Annotated in this window: 16 protein-coding genes; 4 read left to right on the forward strand and 12 right to left on the reverse strand. The window is 71.0% G+C overall.

All coding sequences use genetic code 11. The annotated features are described in order from the left end of the window. Positions 1-5: 5 nt before the first annotated feature. From ACSJDX_RS13705 to ACSJDX_RS13725, 5 genes are all read right to left on the reverse strand, one after another. The gene (locus ACSJDX_RS13705) at positions 6-1,790 is read right to left on the reverse strand and encodes a peptidoglycan D,D-transpeptidase FtsI family protein (RefSeq protein ID WP_438353198.1); all 1,785 of its coding nucleotides are present in this window, start codon (positions 1,788-1,790) and stop codon (positions 6-8) included. 4 nt (positions 1,791-1,794) lie between these two features. After that, positions 1,795-2,415, reverse strand: a complete 621-nt coding sequence (locus tag ACSJDX_RS13710; RefSeq protein WP_438353199.1) for a hypothetical protein — start codon at positions 2,413-2,415, stop codon at positions 1,795-1,797. Further along, entirely contained in the window at positions 2,412-3,365 is a 954-nt protein-coding gene (rsmH, locus tag ACSJDX_RS13715; RefSeq protein WP_438353200.1) for a 16S rRNA (cytosine(1402)-N(4))-methyltransferase RsmH, read from the reverse strand. Before rsmH ends, ACSJDX_RS13710 begins: the two co-directional genes overlap by 4 nt. Positions 3,366-3,466: 101 nt before the next feature. Next, entirely contained in the window at positions 3,467-3,898 is a 432-nt protein-coding gene (mraZ, locus tag ACSJDX_RS13720) for a division/cell wall cluster transcriptional repressor MraZ (RefSeq protein WP_438353201.1), read from the reverse strand. Between the two features lie 266 nt (positions 3,899-4,164). Then, the gene (locus tag ACSJDX_RS13725; protein ID WP_438353202.1) at positions 4,165-4,533 is read right to left on the reverse strand and encodes a DUF3040 domain-containing protein; all 369 of its coding nucleotides are present in this window, start codon (positions 4,531-4,533) and stop codon (positions 4,165-4,167) included. Positions 4,534-4,599: 66 nt separating this feature from the next. Here ACSJDX_RS13725 and ACSJDX_RS13730 point away from each other — a divergent pair, with 66 nt between their 5' ends. After that, on the forward strand, positions 4,600-5,694 hold the full coding sequence (locus tag ACSJDX_RS13730; protein ID WP_438353203.1) for a polyprenyl synthetase family protein: 1,095 nt from the start codon (positions 4,600-4,602) through the stop codon (positions 5,692-5,694). Between the two features lie 38 nt (positions 5,695-5,732). Here the strand turns inward: ACSJDX_RS13730 and ACSJDX_RS13735 are convergent, their stop codons facing one another. Continuing rightward, positions 5,733-6,083, reverse strand: a complete 351-nt coding sequence (locus ACSJDX_RS13735; protein ID WP_438353204.1) for an Rv2175c family DNA-binding protein — start codon at positions 6,081-6,083, stop codon at positions 5,733-5,735. A gap of 158 nt (positions 6,084-6,241) precedes the next feature. Here ACSJDX_RS13735 and ACSJDX_RS13740 point away from each other — a divergent pair, with 158 nt between their 5' ends. Both ACSJDX_RS13740 and pknB read left to right on the forward strand, forming a co-directional pair. Then, on the forward strand, positions 6,242-7,309 hold the full coding sequence (locus tag ACSJDX_RS13740) for a LysM peptidoglycan-binding domain-containing protein (RefSeq protein ID WP_438353205.1): 1,068 nt from the start codon (positions 6,242-6,244) through the stop codon (positions 7,307-7,309). 72 nt (positions 7,310-7,381) lie between these two features. Then, positions 7,382-9,337 (forward strand): Stk1 family PASTA domain-containing Ser/Thr kinase, encoded by a 1,956-nt coding sequence (pknB, locus tag ACSJDX_RS13745; RefSeq protein ID WP_438353206.1) that lies wholly within the window; start codon positions 7,382-7,384, stop codon positions 9,335-9,337. A gap of 83 nt (positions 9,338-9,420) precedes the next feature. Here pknB and ACSJDX_RS13750 read toward each other — a convergent pair whose 3' ends face one another. The 3 genes from ACSJDX_RS13750 to ACSJDX_RS13760 form a co-directional block, all read right to left on the reverse strand. After that, positions 9,421-10,758: a class II 3-deoxy-7-phosphoheptulonate synthase gene (locus tag ACSJDX_RS13750; RefSeq protein ID WP_438353207.1), complete on the reverse strand. Its 1,338-nt coding sequence runs from the start codon at positions 10,756-10,758 to the stop codon at positions 9,421-9,423. A gap of 62 nt (positions 10,759-10,820) precedes the next feature. Next, entirely contained in the window at positions 10,821-11,522 is a 702-nt protein-coding gene (locus ACSJDX_RS13755; protein ID WP_438353208.1) for a lysophospholipid acyltransferase family protein, read from the reverse strand. Positions 11,523-11,526: 4 nt separating this feature from the next. Continuing rightward, positions 11,527-12,477, reverse strand: coding sequence for an ROK family glucokinase (locus ACSJDX_RS13760; protein WP_438353209.1), 951 nt, complete (start codon positions 12,475-12,477; stop codon positions 11,527-11,529). 157 nt (positions 12,478-12,634) lie between these two features. Here ACSJDX_RS13760 and ACSJDX_RS13765 point away from each other — a divergent pair, with 157 nt between their 5' ends. Next, on the forward strand, positions 12,635-14,461 hold the full coding sequence (locus tag ACSJDX_RS13765) for an AMP-dependent synthetase/ligase (protein ID WP_438353210.1): 1,827 nt from the start codon (positions 12,635-12,637) through the stop codon (positions 14,459-14,461). A 15-nt stretch (positions 14,462-14,476) separates the two neighbouring features. Here ACSJDX_RS13765 and ACSJDX_RS13770 read toward each other — a convergent pair whose 3' ends face one another. From ACSJDX_RS13770 to ACSJDX_RS13780, 3 genes are read right to left on the reverse strand one after another with little or no spacing between them, the layout of a single operon-like run. Continuing rightward, a complete protein-coding gene (locus tag ACSJDX_RS13770; RefSeq protein WP_438353211.1) occupies positions 14,477-14,968 on the reverse strand; it encodes a peptide deformylase in 492 nt (163 codons plus the stop codon). Between the two features lie 8 nt (positions 14,969-14,976). Beyond that, positions 14,977-16,578: a MinD/ParA family ATP-binding protein gene (locus ACSJDX_RS13775; protein WP_438353212.1), complete on the reverse strand. Its 1,602-nt coding sequence runs from the start codon at positions 16,576-16,578 to the stop codon at positions 14,977-14,979. Positions 16,579-16,627: 49 nt separating this feature from the next. Next, on the reverse strand, positions 16,628-20,035 hold the full coding sequence (locus ACSJDX_RS13780; RefSeq protein ID WP_438353213.1) for a pyruvate carboxylase: 3,408 nt from the start codon (positions 20,033-20,035) through the stop codon (positions 16,628-16,630). Between the last annotated feature and the right edge of the window lie 71 nt (positions 20,036-20,106).

Below are 20,106 nucleotides of genomic sequence, written 5' to 3' on the forward strand. Positions count from 1 at the left end.
GAGCGTCACCCGAATTTGGGAAGGAGGGTGGGCTCCGTGGTGGAGGGCATCACGCGGTAGGTCTTGAGCACCTGCGTCATTGCCTTCTGGAAAGCGGGCGCGTTGGCCGCAGACGAGGTTACCGTAGTCGGCTCGTCGAGGGTGACCGCGACGACGTACTGCGGGTCGTCGGCGGGCGCGAACCCGATCATCGTGGTGAAGTACACGCCGGCCTTGTAGCCGCCGTTTCCGTCGGACTTCTCACCGGTACCCGTCTTCACCGCGATGCGGTAGCCGGGCACCTTGATCATGTCCGCGTAGCTCGCCTGGAGCCCGACGTTCTCGAGGATCTGGCGCATCTGGGCCGACGTGTCAGGAGTGATCACCTGCGTGGGCTGGGGCAGGTCGGGGGCGACGACGGTCCCGTCCGACTTCGTGCACGACTCGACGAGGGAGAGCGGCATCTTGGTGCCGCCGTTGGCGATCGCCGCGTACGCGCCCACGAGCTCCGGGACGGTGGTCTCCACGCCCTGTCCGAACGCGGTGTTGTACTGGGTCTGGTTGTCCCATTGGGCGGCCGGGTAGACGACGCCCGTCTGCTCGCCGGGGAACCCGACCGCGCTGCCCTGACCGATCCCGAACCGCTGGAAGTAGTCGAAGCGCGTCTGGTTGTCGACCTTCTCGCTGAACTTCGAGATGCCCACGTTGGACGAGTCGATCAGCACTCCGGCGAGGGTGTAGTTGTACGTCGGGTGCAGATCCGCGTCGCGGATGCGCGCGCCGTTGGGGAAGATCTCCAGGCCGTTGGCGGACACGGTGGAGTCGGGATGCTGCCCTCCGGCGTCGATGACGGTCGAGGCGGTGAGGCCCTTGAACGTCGACCCGGGCTCGAAGCGGTCGGTGAAGATGTGACTGTACTGGTCTTCGACGGGCGATGCGCTGACGTTGTTCGGATCCACCGCCGGCCATTCCGCGGCGGCCCGGATCTTGCCGGTCTTGGCCTCGACGACGGTGATGGTGGCGCGCTTGGCGCCCATGTTCTGCCCCTGCTCGGCCGCGAGCTGCTGCAGGTACCACTGCAGGTCGCGGTTGATCGTGAGCTGGAGCGTGCCGCCGTCGACGGCGGGCTTGGTGACCTCGGTGCCCGGGATCATGACCCCGTCCTTGCCGCGCTGGAAGGTCTGCTGGCCGTCCGTGGAGGCCAGGCACGCCTGCTGCGACTGCTCGAGCCCGCTGAGCGGCTGGCCGTCGATGTTGAGGTAGCCGACCAGATTTCCGCCGACCGCGCCGTCGGGGTAGGTGCGGGAAGGGTGCTGGGTGAAGTACAGGAAGGGCAGGTTCAGGTCCGCCAGCGCACGGTACATCTGCGTCGAGATGCTCTTCTTGAGGAGCGCGTACTGGTTGTTCGGATTGACCGCGAGGGCATCGTCGACGATCTTCTTCACCTCGTCGGGCGTCTGGCCCGTGACCGCGGCGATCTTCGCGGCGGTGTCGGCGATCGGGACCGAGACGCGGTCGCCGGCGTCGTTCCTGACGGTGTAGTTCTGCACGTTGATCGGACTCAGCTGCGCGTCGTAGAGCAGGATGCTGTCGGCGAGCGGCTTGCCGGTCTGATCCACGATCGCTCCGCGCGTTCCGTACAGCGTCGACGCGCCGCCGAGGCTCAGCGCGGAGGCCTCCTGCACGTGCTGGTCGGCGTTGACCACCTGGATGTCGACCAGACGGACGATGAACGCCGAGAGGACGGCGAGGACCACGCCGAGGGCGACGACGGTGCGCCGACGCGGGCTGCGGGTTGCTCGGGTCGTCATGCTCTCAGTGTGTGGCCGGAGACGGCAGGCCGTCGGTGATGGGGGGCGGCGTGTTGGCGACGCCGGTGGCGGGGCCGGTGCCCGGCGCAACGGCGTTCGGATCGGGGGCGGGCGTCGGCACGCCCTGGATGGTCGCGCTCGGAGCGGTGATCAGCGGAGTCTGGGAGATCAGCTTGTTGGCGACCGAGCCGCGGCCGAGCGCGTCGATCGACGACGTGCCGACGGCCGCCTGTCCGGGTCCCAGGATCGCCCCGTCGCTCAGACGCAGGTAGCTCGGCGACTCCGTGATCACCATTCCGAGCGCCGCCGCGTTCGCGGCGAGATACTGCGGAGAGCTCAGGCCGGCGACGTCGTCGTTGAGGATCTGCTTCTGCCAGGTGACCTCGCGCTGCGACTGGGTGAGGTTCGCGATCTCGTACGAGCCCTGGGTCATGAGGATCGACAGCACCATCTGCGCGCCGCCGATCAGCACCGCACCGGTGAGAGCGATCACCGCGTAGGCGACGCGGGGGCGGCGGCGGGCGGGGGCGTCGAGCGCGCGCAGGCGGCGGGGCGTGGCATCCGCTCCCCGGCGGGAGGGGGCGATCGACGACGCTGTCGCGGCGGACACGGACGCGGCGCTCACGAGGCCTCCCTGAGTCGTTCGGCGGCGCGCAGGCGCACGGGCGCGGCGCGCGGGTTGCGGGCGATCTCCTCCTCGGAGGCGGTCTCGGCGCCGCGCACGAGGAGACGGAAGCGGGGGGCGTGCTCGGCCAGCTCGACGGGGAGCCCTGCCGGAGCGGTGGAGGCCGAGGCATCCTGCAGCTCGCGCTTGACCAGCCGGTCCTCCAGCGACTGGTAGGACATCACCACGATGCGGCCGCCGACGCGCAGCGTCGACATCGCCGCGGGGATCGCGGTCTCGAGCACCGCGAGTTCGCGGTTGACTTCGATGCGCAGGGCCTGGAACACCCGCTTGGCGGGGTGACCGGCCTGCTTGAGCGCGGCCGGCGTCGCCGCCTGGAGGATGTCGACGAGCTGGCCCGAGCGCACGATGGGCGTCTGGGCACGCGCGGCCAGGATCGCGCGGGCGTAGCGACCGGCGAGCTTCTCCTCGCCGTAGCGCTCGAAGATGCGGCGCATGTCGCCCTCGCCGTAGGTCGCGAGGATGTCGGCTGCCGTCGTCCCCGAGCTCTGGTCCATGCGCATGTCGAGCGGGGCGTCCTGCGCGTAGGCGAAGCCGCGGGATGCCTCGTCAAGCTGCAGCGACGAGACGCCCAGGTCGAACAGGATGCCGTCGACCGTGCGCACCCCGGCGCCGGCGATCGCCTCGGCGATGCCGTCGTACACGGTGTGCACGAGGGTGAGCCGGTCGGCGAAGGGGGCGAGGCGCTCCCCCGCGATGCGGAGGGCGTCGTGATCGCGGTCGAGGCCGATCACGTGGAGTCCGGGGAAGCGCTGCAGCAGCGCCTCGGCGTGCCCGCCCATGCCGAGCGTGCCGTCGACCGCGACGGCGCCGTCGTGGGCGATCGCGGGGGCGAGCAGCTCGATGCAGCGCTCGAGCAGGACCGGGGTGTGGATGTCGCGGAGGCTCATGGTGTGCGGGACGGATTCCCAGACCCTGATCCCCCTCCGCTCCGACCTGGCGCCGGGGAAGTGCGTCAGGGCAGAAGCGGCTGGAGATCACAGCCGGGGAGTCAGAACAGTCCCGGGATCACCTCCTGCTCCATCTCGGAGTACGTGTCTTCGTTGCTCTCCGCGTACGCGTTCCACGCGTCGGCGTTCCAGATCTCGGCGTGCGCGCCGACGCCGGTGACGATGAGCTCGCGCTCGAGTCCGGCGTAGGTGCGCAGGTGCGGCGGGATGGTGATGCGGTTCTGGCTGTCGGGCTTCTCGGCGCTCGCTCCCGACAGGAACATGCGCAGGAAGTCGCGGGCCTGCTTGTTCGACAGGGGCGCCTCGCGGATGCGCTCGTGCGTGCGCTCGAACTCCTCCGTGCTGAAGACGTACAGGCAGCGCTCCTGACCTCGCGTGATGACGATTCCGGCACCCAGGTCGTCACGGAACTTGGCCGGCAGGATCACCCGGCCCTTGTCGTCGAGCTTGGGAGTGTGCGTGCCCAAAAGCATCGCCACCACCCCCTTCGTCCCGGCCCCCTGGATTACGCGCCACTTTACTCCACTTCCCTCCACTTCACTATGATTGGGTGCGACGAATCGCAGGATTCCGCCTCTGGATTGCCTCAGGGTCGCCCCCGCGTCTGCGTTCGGCGGCGGGTCCGCCTTCCCGACCACCGACCGGGCACGCAAAAAAGCACCGACCCGAAGGTCGGTGCTTCTCGGCTGCTCCGCGCTGCGGCGGAGTGCTAGCGGCGGATCAGGTGCGGGTCACGCGCTCAGCGCTCACCCTGGCGGCGATCCCAGCGCTCGTTCATGCGATCCATGAAGGAGGTGGACGGCGCGGTCGCCTTCGCCGGGCGACCGGGCTCGGCCTCGACGCGGATCGCTCCGCGGGCGGGGGTGACGGCGAGGATCACGCCGGCGAGCATCACCACGAACGCGATCACGCCCACCACCACGAGGGGAACGGACACGCCGACGATCAGCCCGCCCAAGCCCAGCAGGACGAGGATCGTGCCGTACACGATGTTGCGGTAGCTGAGCCCGCGTCCGCCCTGCGGCGCGCTCACGACATCTGCGTCGTTGCGCATGAGATGGCGTTCCATCTCGTCCAGCAGACGCTGCTCCTGCTCGGAGAGTGGCATGCTTCCCCCTCTGAAGGTCCAAGTCGCACTGATTCTACGCGCGCCGTCGATCACTAGGCTAGGCCTGTGAAGCCCGCTCCGGACCCGATCGAGGCTGTTTCCCAGCGACTGGACACCTTCCTCGTGGCGCAGCAGGAGGAAACGGCCCCATGGGGTGGGGAAGCGGCCCTGCTGGTCGAGGCCGGCCGCGCCGCGCTGGCCGGAGGCAAGCGTCTGCGCGCACGGTTCTGCCTCGCCGGGTGGAGGGCTGTGGAGGAGTCCTCCGGCGGAGTCGCCACCCCCTCGACGGCCGTCATCGCCGTCGCGTCCGCGCTCGAGATCTTCCATGCCGCCGCCCTCGTCCACGACGACCTCATCGACAACTCCGACACCCGCCGCGGCCGCCCCGCCGCCCACCGCGCGCTCGAGGCGCGTCACCGCGCCGCCGGGTGGGCGGGCGACGCCGCCGCGTTCGGCCGATCCGGCGCGATCCTCCTCGGCGACCTGCTGGTCGCGTGGAGCGACGACCTGGCCGAGGAGGGGTTCGCGGAGGCGGCGTCCGACGCCGCGGCCGCCGCTCGCGCGGAGTATGCGGCGATGCGCCGCGGAGTCACGGTGGGACAGTTCCTCGACGTGGCCGAGGAATCCGCCTTCCGCAGTGCGCCCGACGAGGAGCACGCCGAGCGGGCACTGCGGGTGGCCTCGCTGAAGTCGGCGAGGTACAGCATCCAGCAGCCCCTGACCGTCGGCGCCGCGATCGCCGGAGCGGATGCCGCGCAGCGCGAGGCGCTCGCCGCCTTCGGCCATCCGCTCGGCCTGGCCTTCCAGCTGCGCGACGACGTGCTCGGCGTGTTCGGCGACGAGAGCGTCACCGGCAAGCCCAGCGGCGACGACCTGCGCGAGGGCAAGCGCACGGTGCTGATCGCCTACGCCCGCGAGCGACTGCCGGCGTCGGCGCGTCGCACGGTCGACGAGCTGCTCGGCGACCCGAGCCTGGATGACGGACAGATCGCAGCGCTGCAGGCGACGATCGTCGACAGCGGCGCGCTCGAGCGGGTCGAGACGCTCATCGCCGACTTCGCGCGCACCGCCGAGCGCTCGCTCTCGGGCGCGCGGCTGGGCAACGCCGCGGTCAGCGAGCTGCGCGACCTCGCACGTGCCGCGACGGCCCGGGAGTCCTGAGTCTCACGCCCGCCTCTGGGCGACGCGGCGCATTCGGCTCACGCGAGCGTCTGGGCGACGCGGCGCACCTCGCTCTTCCGGCCCGCCAGCAGGGCGGTGATCGGGGCGACCCCGATCGAATCCTCCTCCTCGAGCAGCCAGTCGATCGCCTCGTCGTCGGTGAAGCCGGCATCGTGCAGCACGGTGACCGTGCCGCGCAGGGATCCGAGCGGGTGCCCGTCGACCACGAACACCGCGGGCACCTTGAGCGTGCCGTCGCGGCGACTCGCGATGAGATGTCCCTCGTCGAGCAGGCGGCGGACGCGCCCCAGGGGTTCGTCGAGTGCCTCCACCAGATCGGGGAGGGTCAGCCAGTCGGTCTCGATGCGCGGTGTGCTGTTCGCGGTCACGATCACATGATGCCACCCGCGACGCTGCGAGGAGGAGACGGATGGTCCCGGATGCCTGACTTCTGTCACTTTCGTCTCATTCACCTCTCCTTCCCCTTCTGTTGACACTGATTTACTTCCGTGACACGGTGGCCTGAGTCGACTGAGGGGACTTACTCATGCGACAGATCACCGGAATCCGTCCGGTCCGCCCATGGTCACTGCCGCCGCGTCGCGTTCTCACCGCCGGCACCCCGATCGCGATCGCGGGGTCGCTGGCGCTGACCTGCGGGGTGCTGCCCGGTTCCGCTGCGATGGCCGCGGCCCCGACCGAGGTGCGGACGCCGCAGGTCCGGGATGCCGCGCACCCCGTCTCCTCTCCGCGGACCGCCGCGCGCGTCGCCGCGGCCGCGCCCGACACCTATGTCGTGCAACCGGGCGACACCGTGAGCGATATCGCCGCGCGTCACGGACTGCGCACGCGGGACGTGCTGGCACTGAACGAGCTCGGCTGGAGCACCATCATCCGTCCCGGCCAGGTCCTGCGTCTCGTCGGTGCCGCCGCTCCGGCAGCACCCGCCGCGCCCGCACCTCCGGTCGCCGCTCCCGCTCCTCCGGCAACGCCGGCCGCGAGCACTCACACGGTCCTCGCTGGAGACACCGTCTTCGCGATCGCCGCCGCGCACGGAACCACGGTCGACGCGGTCCTCGCGGCGAACGGACTGACCCGCGCCTCGATCATCTACCCCGGCCAGACGATCGCCGTGCCGGCCGCGGCATCCGCTCTCGAGCCCGTCGCCGCCGTCGCGCCGACACCCGCTCCCGCGCCCGCCGAGACCGGCCTCGACGCCGAGCAGAGCGCGAACGCGCGACTGATCATCGCGATCGGACGGGAGCTCGGCGTGCCCGATCGCGGCATCGCGATCGCCCTGGGCACGGCGATGCAGGAGTCGTGGCTGCGCAACCTCGATTGGGGCGATCGCGACTCGCTCGGTCTGTTCCAGCAGCGTCCGAGCACTGGATGGGGAACGGCGGAGCAGGTTCGCGACGCCGACCGCGCGACGCGCGCGTTCTACGGCGGCGCGGGCGATCCGAACGGCCTTCTCACCCGCGGGCTGCTCGACATCCCCGGGTGGGAGTCGATGAGCTTCGCGGACGCCGCGCAGGCGGTGCAGATCTCCGCCTTCCCCGACCGCTACGCCGCCTGGGAGCAGCCCGCCGCAGCGTGGCTGGCCGCTCTCGGATGATCGGGTATCGACCCGATCACGGTAGGTGAGGCGCTCCCAGGTCGGATGCCACCGCGTCCGTAGACTCGAAGCGTGAGCACGAGTCAGCAGGCCGACCCGCTGATCGGCCGTCTCGTGGACGGCCGATACCGGGTGCGCGCGCGCATCGCGCGCGGCGGCATGGCGACCGTGTACGTCGCCACCGATCTGCGTCTGGAGCGACGGATCGCGCTCAAGGTGATGCACGGGCACCTGAGCGACGACACCGTGTTCCAGAGCCGCTTCATCCAGGAGGCGCGCGCCGCGGCACGGCTCGCCGATCCTCACGTGGTGAACGTGTTCGACCAGGGCCAGGACGGCGACATGGCCTACCTGGTGATGGAGTACCTGCCCGGCATCACGCTGCGCGAACTGCTCCGCGAGCAGCGCCGACTCACGCTCCCCCAGACGATCACCATCATGGATGCCGTGCTGTCCGGGCTCGCCGCGGCGCACCGCGCCGGCATCGTGCACCGCGACGTGAAGCCCGAGAACGTGCTCCTCGCCGAAGACGGGCGCATCAAGATCGGCGACTTCGGACTCGCCCGCGCGACCACCGCCAACACCGCGACGGGTGCGCAGCTGCTCGGCACGATCGCCTACCTCGCGCCCGAGCTGGTCACACGCGGCACGGCGGATGCCCGCAGCGACATCTACGCGCTCGGCATCATGCTCTACGAGATGCTCACCGGCGAGCAGCCCTACAAGGGCGAGCAGCCGATGCAGATCGCCTTCCAGCACGCCACGGACTCGGTGCCGCGGCCGAGCGTGAAGAACCCCGGTGTCCCCGAGCCGCTCGACGAGCTGGTGCTGTGGGCCACCGAGCGCTCCCCCGACGACCGGCCCACGGATGCCTCCGAGATGCTGCAGCGGGTGCGCGAGATCGAGCGCGAGCTCGGGATCGCCCCGCAGGTCGCGCGCAGGATCCCGGTGAGCGGACGCGTCGCCGACGACGGCATCGACTCCGGTGAGCTCACCCGCGTGCTGCCGCCGACGATCACCGCACCGATCGCGGCCGCGGAGGAGACCGACAACGCCACGAGGCTGCGGAGGGCGAGTCGCCATCGGGCGGCGAAGGGCGCGTGGCTCCTGGCTCTGGTGATCCTTCTCGCCGGACTGGCCGGCGGCACGGGCTGGTGGTTCGGCTCCGGTCCCGGGTCGATGGTGGCGGTGCCGGATGTCGCAGGCTGGGCGGCCGCCGACGCGCAGGCCGCGCTCACCGCGCAGACGCTCGTGGGCACCGAGAGCCCGGTGTTCAGCCTCGACGTGGCCGCCGGTCAGGTGGTCGGCACCGAACCGGGTCCCGGTACGCGGCTCGACAAGAACTCCCCCGTGACGCTCCTCGTGTCGCAGGGACCGCAGAGCCACGATGTTCCCGCACTCGCCGGCATGTCGGCCGCCGAGGTGCGCGCGACCCTGACCGGCTGGAACCTGACGGTCGCCGACGACGCGCTCTCCTTCACGGATGCCGCCAGCGGCACCGTCATCGGTGCGTCGTTCACCCCTCGTGCGGGAGGCGCCCCCGTCGACTGCACGCAGGGCTGCACCCTCTACGAGGGCGACTCGGCCCAGCTCGCGGTGTCGGTCGGACCGGTCCCGAACGTGAACGGCCTGAGCATCGGCGAGGCCACGCGCGCGCTCGAGGGTGTGAAGCTCTCGGTGGCGAAGGATCGCATCGACCAGTACAGCGACTCCGTCCCCGACGGCACCGTGATCGGGATCGCCGATCGCTCCGGCGGGGGCAGCTGGCACCCCGGCGAGACCGTCACCCTGGTCGTGTCGAAGGGCCCGGAGCCGGTGCAGCTTCCCGCCGACCTCGTCGGCAAGTCCGTGCGCGACGCCGTGCGCGCACTCGAAGCGCTCGGGTTCAAGGTCAACGCCGGCATCCAGGACGGCGACCTGCCGTTGGGATTCAAGTACTGGGACCTCTACAAGGTCAAGGCGACCGATCCCAAGCCCGGCACGAGCGCCCCCAAGGGCAGCACGGTCACCCTCACCCCCGGCCTCTGACCTCTCGCCGCCGAGCGTGTCGAGCGGTCACGGCGAAGGGGATGCCGCGGCCCGCGGCATCCCCTTCGCTCAGCGTGCGAGCCTCAGCGCTTCTCGAGCTCCTCGGCCACGAGGAAGGCGAGCTCGAGGCTCTGCATGTGGTTGAGGCGCGGGTCGCACAGCGACTCGTAGCGGGTGGCGAGGGTGGCCTCGTCGATGCGCTCCGATCCGCCGAGGCACTCGGTCACATCGTCGCCGGTGAGCTCGACGTGGATGCCGCCGGGGAACGTGCCCACGGCGCGGTGCGCGTCGAAGAACCCGCGCACCTCGTCCACCACGTCGTCGAACCGTCGCGTCTTGTAGCCCGTCGGCGTCGTGATGCCGTTGCCGTGCATCGGGTCGGTGACCCACAGCGGGGTGGCGCCGGAATCGCGCACGGCCTCCAACAGCGGCGGAAGGGCGTCGCGGATCTTGCCGGCGCCCATCCGCGTGATGAAGGTGAGGCGCCCGGGCTCGCGGTCCGGGTCGAGCTTGTCGATCAGGGCGAGCGCCGTCTCGGGCGTCGTGGACGGCCCGAGCTTGACCCCGATGGGGTTGCGGATCTTCGAGAAGTAGTCGAGGTGCGCGCCGTCGAGGTCGCGGGTGCGCTCGCCGATCCACAGGAAGTGCGCCGACGTGTTGTAGGGCGTGCCCGTGCGCGAGTCGATGCGGGTCATCGGCCGCTCGTAGTCCATCAGCAGGCCCTCGTGGCCGGTGTAGAACTCCACGCGCTTGAGCTCGTCGAAGTCGGCGCCGGCCGCCTCCATGAACTTGATGGCGCGATCGATCTCGTTGGCGAGGCGCTCGTACTGCTGGTTGGCCGGGTTCTGCGCGAAGCCCTTGTTCCACGAGTGCACCTCGCGCAGGTCGGCGAAGCCGCCCTGCGTGAACGCGCGGATGAGATTGATGGTGGATGCCGCCGTGTGGTACCCCTTCAGCAGGCGCTGCGGGTCGGCGACGCGGGATGCCTCGGTGAAGTCGTACCCGTTGACGATGTCGCCGCGGTACGCCGGCAGGGTCACATCGCCCCGCGTCTCGGAGTCGCTCGAGCGCGGCTTGGCGAACTGGCCCGCCATGCGACCCATCTTCACGACGGGCATCGACGCGCCGTAGGTCAGCACGACCGCCATCTGCAGCACCGTCTTGATGCGGTTGCGGATCTGCTCGGCCGTCGCGCCCGCGAAGGTCTCGGCGCAGTCGCCGCCCTGCAGCAGGAAGGCGTTGCCCGAGGCCGCGCGCGCGAGACGATCGCGCAGGTTGTCGACCTCGCCGGCGAACACGAGCGGCGGCAGCGTGGCGATCTCGGCCGAGACGGCCGCGACGGCGTCCGGGTCGGGCCAGGAGGGCTGCTGCTTGATCGGCAGAGTGCGCCAGTGATCCAGGGGGTCGAGCTGCGAGGGCATCCCCCGAGTCTATCCGGGCGCGGTGGCCGGCCAGCGCTCGGTGACGGGCCCGGCCACGATGCTCAGGATGCGGCGGCGCGGGCGGCTGCGGCGACCCGCTCCTTCACCGTCGAGGCGTAGACATCCTCGTACTCCTGCTCACCGAGACGCTGCAGGGCGACGATGATCTCGTCGGTGACCGAGCGGAGGATGTAGCGGTCGCCCTCCATGCCGGCGAAACGGGAGAAGTCCAGCGGCTCGCCGATCACGACGCCGACCCGCACGATGCGCGGGAGGGTGTGCCCGATCGGCAGCATGGTGTCGGTGTCGACCATGACCACGGGAACGACCGGCACGCGTGCCTCCAGGGCCATGCGGGCCAGTCCCGTGCGGCCGCGGTACAGCTTCCCGTCGGGGCTGCGGGTCCCCTCGGGGTAGATGCCGAGCAGATCGCCGCGGCCGAGCACCTGGAGTCCGGTGTTGAGGGATGCCTCGGACGCCTTGCCCCCGGAGCGGTCGATCGGGATCTGCCCGGTCGCCTTCATGAACATCCGCGTCGACCAGCCCTTGAGGCCCTTGCCCGTGAAGTAGTCGCTCTTGGCGAGGAACGACATCGGACGGTCGATCAGCAGGGGCAGGAAGATGGAGTCCATGACCGACAGGTGGTTGCTCGCGAGGATCGCCGCACCCTCGGCCGGGATGTTGCGGCGGCCGACGATCCAGGGACGCCAGACCGCCTTCACGATCGGACCGATCACCACGTACTTCATCAGCCAGTAGAACATCGCCTCAGACCTCCACCCGAGCGGGCACCGCGACGGCGAGGTCGGCCACCCCGATGAGCCCGGCGTCGTTGCCCAGCTGTGCGATCGCGAAGGTCGCGACCGGTCGGTCGCCGTAGCCGGGGAGCACCGTCTCGTAGGCGAGACGCACGGGCCCGAGCAGGTCGTCGCCCAGCTGGGCCACTCCCCCGCCGATCACGTACAGCTGCGGGTCGAGCACCGCCTGGATCCCGCCGCAGGCCTCGCCGAGGGCGGTCGCCACGCGGCGCAGGGCCTCGGTCGCACCGGCGTCGCCGGCGAGCACGAGTCGGGAGATCGCCGGGCCGGAGATCGTGCCCTTCTCGGCGCGGAGCGCGGCCAGCGCCGCCCCGATCCCGCCGGCGTCGGCGATCTCGTTCGCCTGACGCTGCAGAGCACGACCCGACGCATACTGCTCGAGGCATCCGTTCTGCCCGCACCCGCACGGCAGCCCGTCGCGGGTGAAGCGCATGTGCCCGAGCTCGGCCGCGATCCCGTGACCTCCGCGGAACAGTTCGCCCCCGAGCACGATCGCGCCGCCGACGCCGGTGCCCATGGTGAGCATCACCATGTCGGTGACTCCACGGCCCGCGCCGAAGCGGAACTCGCCCCATCCGGCGGCGTTGGCGTCGTTCTCGATCGACACGGGCACGCCGATGCGCGCCTCGAGCACGGCCTTCAGCGGCTCGTTGCGCCAGGCGATGTTGGGGGCGTGGATGACGGTCGCGCGATCGCGATCGACGAACCCGGCCGCGGCGATGCCCACGGCGGCGACGTCGTGGTGCGCACGGAGGTGCTGGACCATGTCGACGACGGCATCCGCCAGTGCGCCGGTATCGCCCGGAGTGTCGACGCGGAGCTTCTCCACGATCGTCCCCGACGCGTCGACGACCCCTCCGGCGATCTTCGTCCCGCCGATATCGACACCGACCTTCAGCACCGCAGTCCTCTCCGCCCACAGGGCTGCGCCCGCGGCGTGTTGCAGTCTAGCCGTGCGCACCACGCGGTATCCGGAATCTCCGGACGGGTCCGTCCACGCCGCCCGGTTAGACTCGATCGAGCCAGAAGCGTCCCCCACCGGTACCGAAGGAGTTGCCGTGACCCAGTTCGAAGTCCCCGCCATCGTCCCCGCCGACCCGCAGGCGAACGTCGCGGATCTGCTCGTCGAGCGGGTGAAGGCCACGCCCGATCTCGCGCTGTTCGGCATCCCCGAAGGCGGCGGTTGGAAGGACGTGTCGGCCGCCGAGTTCGAACGCCAGGTGATCGCCCTCGCCAAGGGGTTCGCGGCTGCGGGTGTCGAGCCGGGGGACAAGGTCGGATTCCTCGCCCGCACCACCTACCAGTGGACGCTGGTCGACTTCGCGCTGTTCTATGCCGGCGCGGTCATGGTCCCCGTGTACGAGACCAGTTCGCCGGCGCAGATCCAGTGGATCCTGTCCGATTCCGGGGCCGTCGCGTGCATCGTCGAATCGGTGGCGCATTCCGCGAGCCTCGACGAGGTGCGCGCCGACCTGCCGCTCATCCGCTCTGTGTGGGAGATGCACCGCGGCGACCTCGACACGCTCGCGAGCGGCGGCACCGGTGTCGCCGACACGGAGATCGTGCGACGCCGCGGCCTCGCGAACTCGTCCGACATCGCCACGCTCATCTACACCAGCGGCTCGACCGGACGGCCGAAGGGATGCGTGCTCACGCACGGCAACTTCGTCGAGCTGGCGCGCAACTCGGCCAAGTCGCTCTCCGAGGTCGTCAACACCCCGGGCGCCTCCACGCTGCTGTTCATCACCACAGCCCACGTGTTCGCCCGGTTCATCTCGATCCTCGACATCCACGCGGGCGTCAAGACCGGCCACCAGCCCGACACCAAGCAGCTGCTGCCCGCTCTCGGCTCGTTCCAGCCGACGTTCCTCCTCGCCGTCCCCCGCGTGTTCGAGAAGGTCTACAACTCGGCGGAGCAGAAGGCCGAGGCCGGCGGCAGGGGCAAGATCTTCCGGGCCGCCGCACACACCGCCATCGAGCACTCGAAGCTCGAGCAGGAGGGCCGGAAGGTCCCGCTCGGCACGCGACTGAAGTTCGCGCTGTTCGACCGGCTCGTGTACAGCAAGCTGCGCGCGGCGATGGGCGGACGCGTGGTGTACGCCGTCTCGGGGTCCGCTCCGCTCGGCCCCCGCCTCGGCCACTTCTTCCACAGTCTGGGAGTGGTGATCCTCGAGGGCTACGGGCTCACCGAGACCACGGCGCCGGCCACGGTCAACCTGGCCCGCAAGTCGAAGATCGGCACGGTCGGCCCGGTGCTGCCGGGCGTCGGCATCCGCCTCGCCGAGGACGGCGAGATCGAGGTGCGCGGCATCAACGTGTTCAAGGAGTACTGGCGCAACCCCGAGGCGACCGCCGCCGCGTTCGACGGCGACTGGTTCCGCACGGGCGACCTGGGCTCCTTCGACGCCGACGGCTTCCTGTCGATCACCGGGCGCAAGAAGGAGATCATCGTCACCGCCGGCGGCAAGAACGTCGCGCCCGCGGCTCTCGAAGACCCGATCCGCGCCAACCCGATCGTCGGCCAGGTGGTCGTCGTCGGCGATCAGAAGCCGTTCATCTCCGCCCTCGTCACGCTCGACTCCGAGATGCTGCCGACGTGGCTCGCCAACAACGGCCTCCCCGCCGACATGTCGCTCGCCGACGCCGCCACGAACGAGGCGGTGCGCGCCGAGGTGCAGCGCGCGGTCGACCGTGCCAACGAGTCCGTCTCGCGCGCCGAGTCGATCCGCAAGTTCACGATCCTGCCGATCGAGTGGACCGAGGCCAGCGGCCACCTCACGCCGAAGATGAGCATCAAGCGGAACGTCATCATGGACGACTTCGCCGCCGACGTCGAGGCGCTCTACGCCGTGCCCGTGAACACCACGAACGTGTCGCTCACGTAGGCGCGGCGCCCCGACTCAGAACCAGTCCGACTCGCGGATCTCGCGCATCGCGATGCGGCGGGTCTCCGGCGACAGGCGCTGGATGTACAGCATCCCGTCGAGGTGGTCGGTCTCGTGCTGCAGGGCCTGCGCGAGCAGTCCGTCGCCCTCCAGCACAACCTCGGCGCCGTCGAGGTCGACACCGACCACCTTGGCGTGCGGGTAGCGCACCGTGTCGTGCCAGAGTCCGGGGACCGAGAGGCATCCCTCGCCGATCGCCGACGGCTCACCCGAGACCTCGACGAGCACCGGATTGAGCACGTAGCCGATGTCGCCGTCGATGTTGTAGCTGAACGCGCGCAGGCCGACGCCGATCTGCGGAGCGGCGACCCCGGCACGGCCGGGCAGCTCGACGGTGTCGACGAGGTCGCGCACGAGGGCGCGCACCCCGTCGTCGAGGTCGACGATCGGAGCACTGGGCGCACGGAGGACGGGGTCGCCGAAGAGGCGGATGGGACGAACGGGCATGTGATCCTTCAGGCGGCGGGAGCGAGCGAGCGCAGCCCCTCGACCACGGTGGCGGCGAGCTCGCGCGCGGCCAGTCGGGTCTCGGGCTGCAGGTCTCGGAACGTGATCGCGCTGCCGGCTGCGATGAGCGGGTCGTACGGCATGCGCACGACGGTGCGCACGCGGGTGCGGAAATGGGCTTCGAGTTCGTCGATGCGCACGAGCGGTGCGCCGGGGCGCGCGCTGTTGAGCACGACGACCGCGGCGCGGACCTGCTCGGCGTAGCCGTTGGTCTCCAACCAGGTCAGCGTCTCGGAGGCCAGCCGCGCCTCGTCGACGCTGAGCCCGGCGACGATCACGAGAGCGTCGGCCACGTCGAGCGCGGCCCCCATCACGGAGTCGACGATGCCCGTTCCGGTGTCGGTGAGCACGATCGAGTAGTAGTGCGCGGCGAGCGAGGCGACGTCGTTGTAGTCGCGGTCGTTCAGCGCCTCGGACACGCGCGGGTCGGCATCGGAGGCCAGCACGTCGAGACGGGTCTCATCGCGCGCCACGATCGCGGAGATGTCGTTGTAGCCGCGCACCTCGCCGCGCACGCGGACGAGATCGCGGATGGTCTTGTGCGTGACCCGGGCGATGCGCTCGGCCAGTGTGCCACGATCGGGATTCGCGTCGATCGCGATCACGCGGTCGTCACGGGCGTCCGCGAGCGCCATGCCGAGGAGCGTCGTGACGGTGGTCTTGCCGACGCCGCCCTTGCGCGAGAGCACGGGCACGAAGCGGGCGTTCCCGCTCAGCGGGGCGGCGATCCGGCGGTCGAGCTCCTTGCGCCGGCGCGCGCGACGCCCGTCGCCGAGGTTGATCCGCTTGCCCGAGATCGAGTACCAGAAGTGCTGCCACGCGCCCTCGGGCTCGGGGCGCACGATGTGCGCCGGATCGAGCAGCCGGTCGGCGGTGAGCAGATCCGGCGCCTCGCGGTCGGGTTCGAACTCCCCCAGTCGCTTGGAGGCGAGCGCGACCTCGACCCGCGGGTGCGCCCGCTCCACGGTCTGCGCGGGCTCGGGGTGCGGGTGGTGGGCGGCGCGGCGACTGGTGGGGATGGACCCGCTGACGGATGCCGGCTCTGCGGGCGCGACGGACGCGATGGAGGCTGCGGGAGGGGCGACCGGCACGACGGGCTGCGCGGGGGCGGCCGCGGCGGCCACGTCACCGGTGCCGCCTGCGAACGCGGGCACGACCGGCACCTGCACGGACGGCGGCGCGATCTCGCCGGTCTCGGTGACGACCTCGGCCATCACCTCGTCGTCGGACGAGGCATCCGCTCCTCCCGCGTCGTCGACCGCGACCTCTTCCGTGCCGTCGTCGACGAGTTCGGCCTCGACGGCGTCGAGCGGCTCGTCGACCGCATCGTCGGACGCGACGGATTCCACCGCCTCGCGGGAGCCGACGGCGTCGTCGACGACCCCGTCGTCGGCCAGGTCGTCGTCGGCATCGGCCGGGATCACGACGCGGATCTGCGCCGTGTGCCCGCCGAGGATGTCGAAGCGCGCCGTGTCGACGCGCCCCGCGTCGGGCAGCACGCCGCGGTCGGCGGCGGCGTCCGGGTTCTCATCTTTGCGATCGGGCGTCACTGCGGAATCTCCATAACCAGGTCCGGCGGACGAACCGCCTGTCCACAGGCTACTGGGCGGGGCGGACGACGACCAAAAGGTCTCCGGCCTCGACCGCGCCGGTTCCCGCCAGTACGACCCGCTCGATGACGCCGTCGACGGGTGCGGTGATGGCCGCCTCCATCTTCATCGCCTCGATGGATGCCACGGCCTGCCCGGCGCTCACCGTGTCGCCCTCGGCGACCTTGACCGTGACCACACCGGAGAACGGAGCGGCGACCTGACCGGGCTTGGAGGTGTCGGCCTTCTCGGTCTGACGGGTCTCGACCTTGATGCTGCGGTCGCGCACGTACACCGGACGCAGCTGGCCGTTGAGGATCGTCATCACGGTGCGCACGCCCTTGGCATCCGCCTCGCCGATCGCCTCGAGACCCACGTACAGCTGCACGCCCGGGTCGATCTCGGCGACGTGCTCGTCGCCCTGCGTGAGGCCGTACAGGTAGTCGGGCGTGCCGAGCGCCGACAGGTCGCCGTACGTCTCGCGCATGCGCTCGAACTCCTTCGCCGGCGACGGGAAGAGCAGCCGGTTGAGGGCGCGGCGTCGGGTCGGGGCGTCGCCGGCGAGCGCGGTGCGCTCATCGTCGGTGAGCGGCGGGATGTCGATCGAGATCTGCTTGCCCGCGAGGACCTTCGTGCGGAAGGGCTCCGGCCAGCCGCCGGGCAGGTCGCCCAGCTCTCCCGCCATGAAGCCGACGACCGAGTCGGGGATGTCGTAGTTCTGCGGGTTCTCGGCGAAGTCCGCAGGGTCGGCGTTGGCCGCGACCAGCGCGAGCGCGAGGTCGCCCACGACCTTCGACGACGGCGTGACCTTGGGGATGCGCCCGAGGATGCGGTCGGCGGCGGCGTACATGTCCTCGATGCGCTCGAAGTCGTCGGCCATGCCCAGGGCGATCGCCTGCTGGCGCAGGTTCGACAGCTGCCCGCCCGGGATCTCGTGGTGGTAGACGCGCCCGGTGGGGCCCGGCAGGCCCGACTCGAACGGACGGTAGAGGTGGCGCACGCCCTCCCAGTACGGTTCGAGGTCGCTCACCGCCTGCAGGTCGATGCCGGTGTCGCGCTCGGTGTGGGCGAGGGCGGCGACCAGGGCCGACAGCGACGGCTGGCTGGTGGTGCCCGACAGCGGGGCGGATGCGGCATCCACCGCGTCGACTCCGGCCGCGCTGGCGGCCAGGAGCGTCGCCAGCTGCCCGCCGGCCGTGTCGTGCGTGTGCAGGTGCACCGGAAGGTCGAACCGCTCGCGCAGCGCGGTGACGAGCTTCGCCGCCGCGGCCGGGCGCAGCAGGCCCGCCATGTCCTTGATCGCGAGGATGTGCGCGCCGGCACCGACCATCTGCTCGGCCAGCCCGAGGTAGTAGTCGAGCGTGTACAGCGTCTCCGCCGGGTCGAGCAGGTCGCCGGTGTAGCAGAGCGCGACCTCAGCCAGCGCGGTGCCGGTCTCGCGGACGGCCGAGATCGCCGGCCGCATCTGGTCGACGTCGTTGAGCGCGTCGAAGATGCGGAAGATGTCGACACCGGTGGATGCCGCCTCCCGCACGAACGCGTCAGTCACCTCGACCGGCCGCGGGGTGTAGCCCACGGTGTTGCGGCCGCGCAGGAGCATCTGGATGGGGATGTTCGGGATCGCCTCGCGGATGGCGGAGAGACGCTCCCAGGGGTCCTCGGCGAGGAAGCGCAGTGCGACGTCGTACGTCGCGCCGCCCCACGCCTCGATCGACAGCAGCTCGGGGGTCATCCGGGCCACGTGCGGGCCGACGCGCACGAGGTCGCGGGTGCGCACGCGGGTGGCCAGCAGCGACTGGTGCGCGTCGCGGAACGTGGTCTCGGTGACGGCGAGGGCGGTCTGCGCGCGCAGGGCCGTCGCGAAACCCTCGGGGCCGAGGGCGCGCAGCCGGGCGAGGGTGCCTTCGGGAGCAGGCGCGGACAGGTCGATCGCCGGCAGCTTGCTGCCCGGCGAGACCGACAGCGGCTTGGTGCCGTGCGGCTGGTTCACGGTGACGTCGGCGAGCCAGTTGAGCAGCTTCGTGGCGCGGTCGCGCGACGGGTTGCTGGTGAGCAGCTTCGGCCGCTCCTCGATGAACGCGGTGCTGAGGTCGCCCGCGACGAACGCCGGGTCGTCGAGCACAGCGCGCAGGAACGGGATGTTGGTGGCCACGCCGCGGATGCGGAACTCCGCCAGCGCGCGCTTGGCGCGCGCCACCGCCGCGGGGAAGTCGCGGCCGCGGCAGGTGAGCTTGGCCAGCATCGAGTCGAAGTGCGGGCTGATCTGCGAGCCCGCCGCGGTCGTCCCGCCGTCGAGGCGGATGCCGGCGCCGCCGGGCGAGCGGTAGGTCGTGATGCGCCCGGTGTCGGGACGGAAGCCCTGAGAAGGGTCCTCGGTCGTGATGCGGCACTGCAGCGCCGCGCCGCGCAGGACGATCCGGTCCTGGAACAGCCCGAGGTCGTCGAGGGTGGCGCCGGCGGCGATGCGCATCTGGGACTGCACCAGGTCGACGTCGGTCACCTCTTCGGTGACGGTGTGCTCGACCTGGATGCGCGGGTTCATCTCGATGAACACGTGCTTCCCGGCCCGCTCCCCCGCCGTGTCGACGAGGAACTCCACGGTTCCGGCGTTGACGTAGCCGATCGACTCGGCGAACGCCACGGCGTCGCGGTGCAGGGCGGCACGCAGCTCGTCGGTGATGTCGGGCGCCGGGGCGATCTCGATGACCTTCTGGTGTCGGCGCTGCACCGAGCAGTCGCGCTCGAACAGGTGCACGGTGTGCCCGGTGGCGTCGGCGAGGATCTGCACCTCGATGTGCCGCGGACGCACGACCGCCTGCTCGAGGAAGACGCGGGCGTCGCCGAACGCGGCGCCGGCCTCGCGCATCGCCTCGGCGATCGCGGGCGGGAGCTCCTCGGGGGTCTCCACGCGGCGCATCCCCCGTCCGCCGCCTCCGGCCACGGCCTTGACGAAGATCGGGAAGCCGATGCCGGGCGCCTGGGCGACGAGTGCGTCGACGTCCTCGGAGGCGTCCGTCGACGCCAGGACGGGCACGCCGGCGGCGATCGCGTGCTCCTTGGCGGTGACCTTGTTGCCGGCCATCTCGAGCGCGCGTGCGGGCGGTCCGATGAACGTGATGCCGTTCTCGGCAGCGCGTGCGGCCAGCTCGGGGTTCTCGGAGAGGAAACCGTAGCCGGGATAGATGGCGTCGGCGCCGGATGCCACGGCCACCCGGATGATCTCCTCGACGTCGAGGTAGGCGCGCACGGGGTGGCCCTGCTCGCCGATGATGTACGACTCGTCGGCCTTCTGACGGTGCAGCGACCCGCGGTCCTCGTAGGGGAAGACGGCGACGGTGCGGGCACCGAGCTCGTACGCGGCCCGGAATGCGCGGATCGCGATCTCACCGCGGTTCGCGACCAGGATCTTTCGGAACATGTGCACCTCGCAGAGTGACCGCCACGGGACCCGACGGTGGGGCTGAGTGTGCTGTCAGCCTACGGGACGGT

Origin of the sequence: Microbacterium fluminis (assembly GCF_051549805.1) — a bacterium.
GTDB lineage: Bacteria > Actinomycetota > Actinomycetes > Actinomycetales > Microbacteriaceae > Microbacterium.

Coding starts and splice junctions, on each gene's coding strand:
- ACSJDX_RS13705 (WP_438353198.1), bottom strand. CDS start 1,790: ATGACGACCCGAGCAACCCGCAGCCCGCGTCGGCGCACCGTCGTCGCC.
- rsmH (WP_438353200.1), bottom strand. CDS start 3,365: ATGAGCCTCCGCGACATCCACACCCCGGTCCTGCTCGAGCGCTGCATC.
- mraZ (WP_438353201.1), bottom strand. CDS start 3,898: ATGCTTTTGGGCACGCACACTCCCAAGCTCGACGACAAGGGCCGGGTG.
- ACSJDX_RS13725 (WP_438353202.1), bottom strand. CDS start 4,533: ATGCCACTCTCCGAGCAGGAGCAGCGTCTGCTGGACGAGATGGAACGC.
- ACSJDX_RS13740 (WP_438353205.1), top strand. CDS start 6,242: ATGCGACAGATCACCGGAATCCGTCCGGTCCGCCCATGGTCACTGCCG.
- ACSJDX_RS13750 (WP_438353207.1), bottom strand. CDS start 10,758: ATGCCCTCGCAGCTCGACCCCCTGGATCACTGGCGCACTCTGCCGATC.
- ACSJDX_RS13755 (WP_438353208.1), bottom strand. CDS start 11,522: ATGTTCTACTGGCTGATGAAGTACGTGGTGATCGGTCCGATCGTGAAG.
- ACSJDX_RS13770 (WP_438353211.1), bottom strand. CDS start 14,968: ATGCCCGTTCGTCCCATCCGCCTCTTCGGCGACCCCGTCCTCCGTGCG.
- ACSJDX_RS13780 (WP_438353213.1), bottom strand. CDS start 20,035: ATGTTCCGAAAGATCCTGGTCGCGAACCGCGGTGAGATCGCGATCCGC.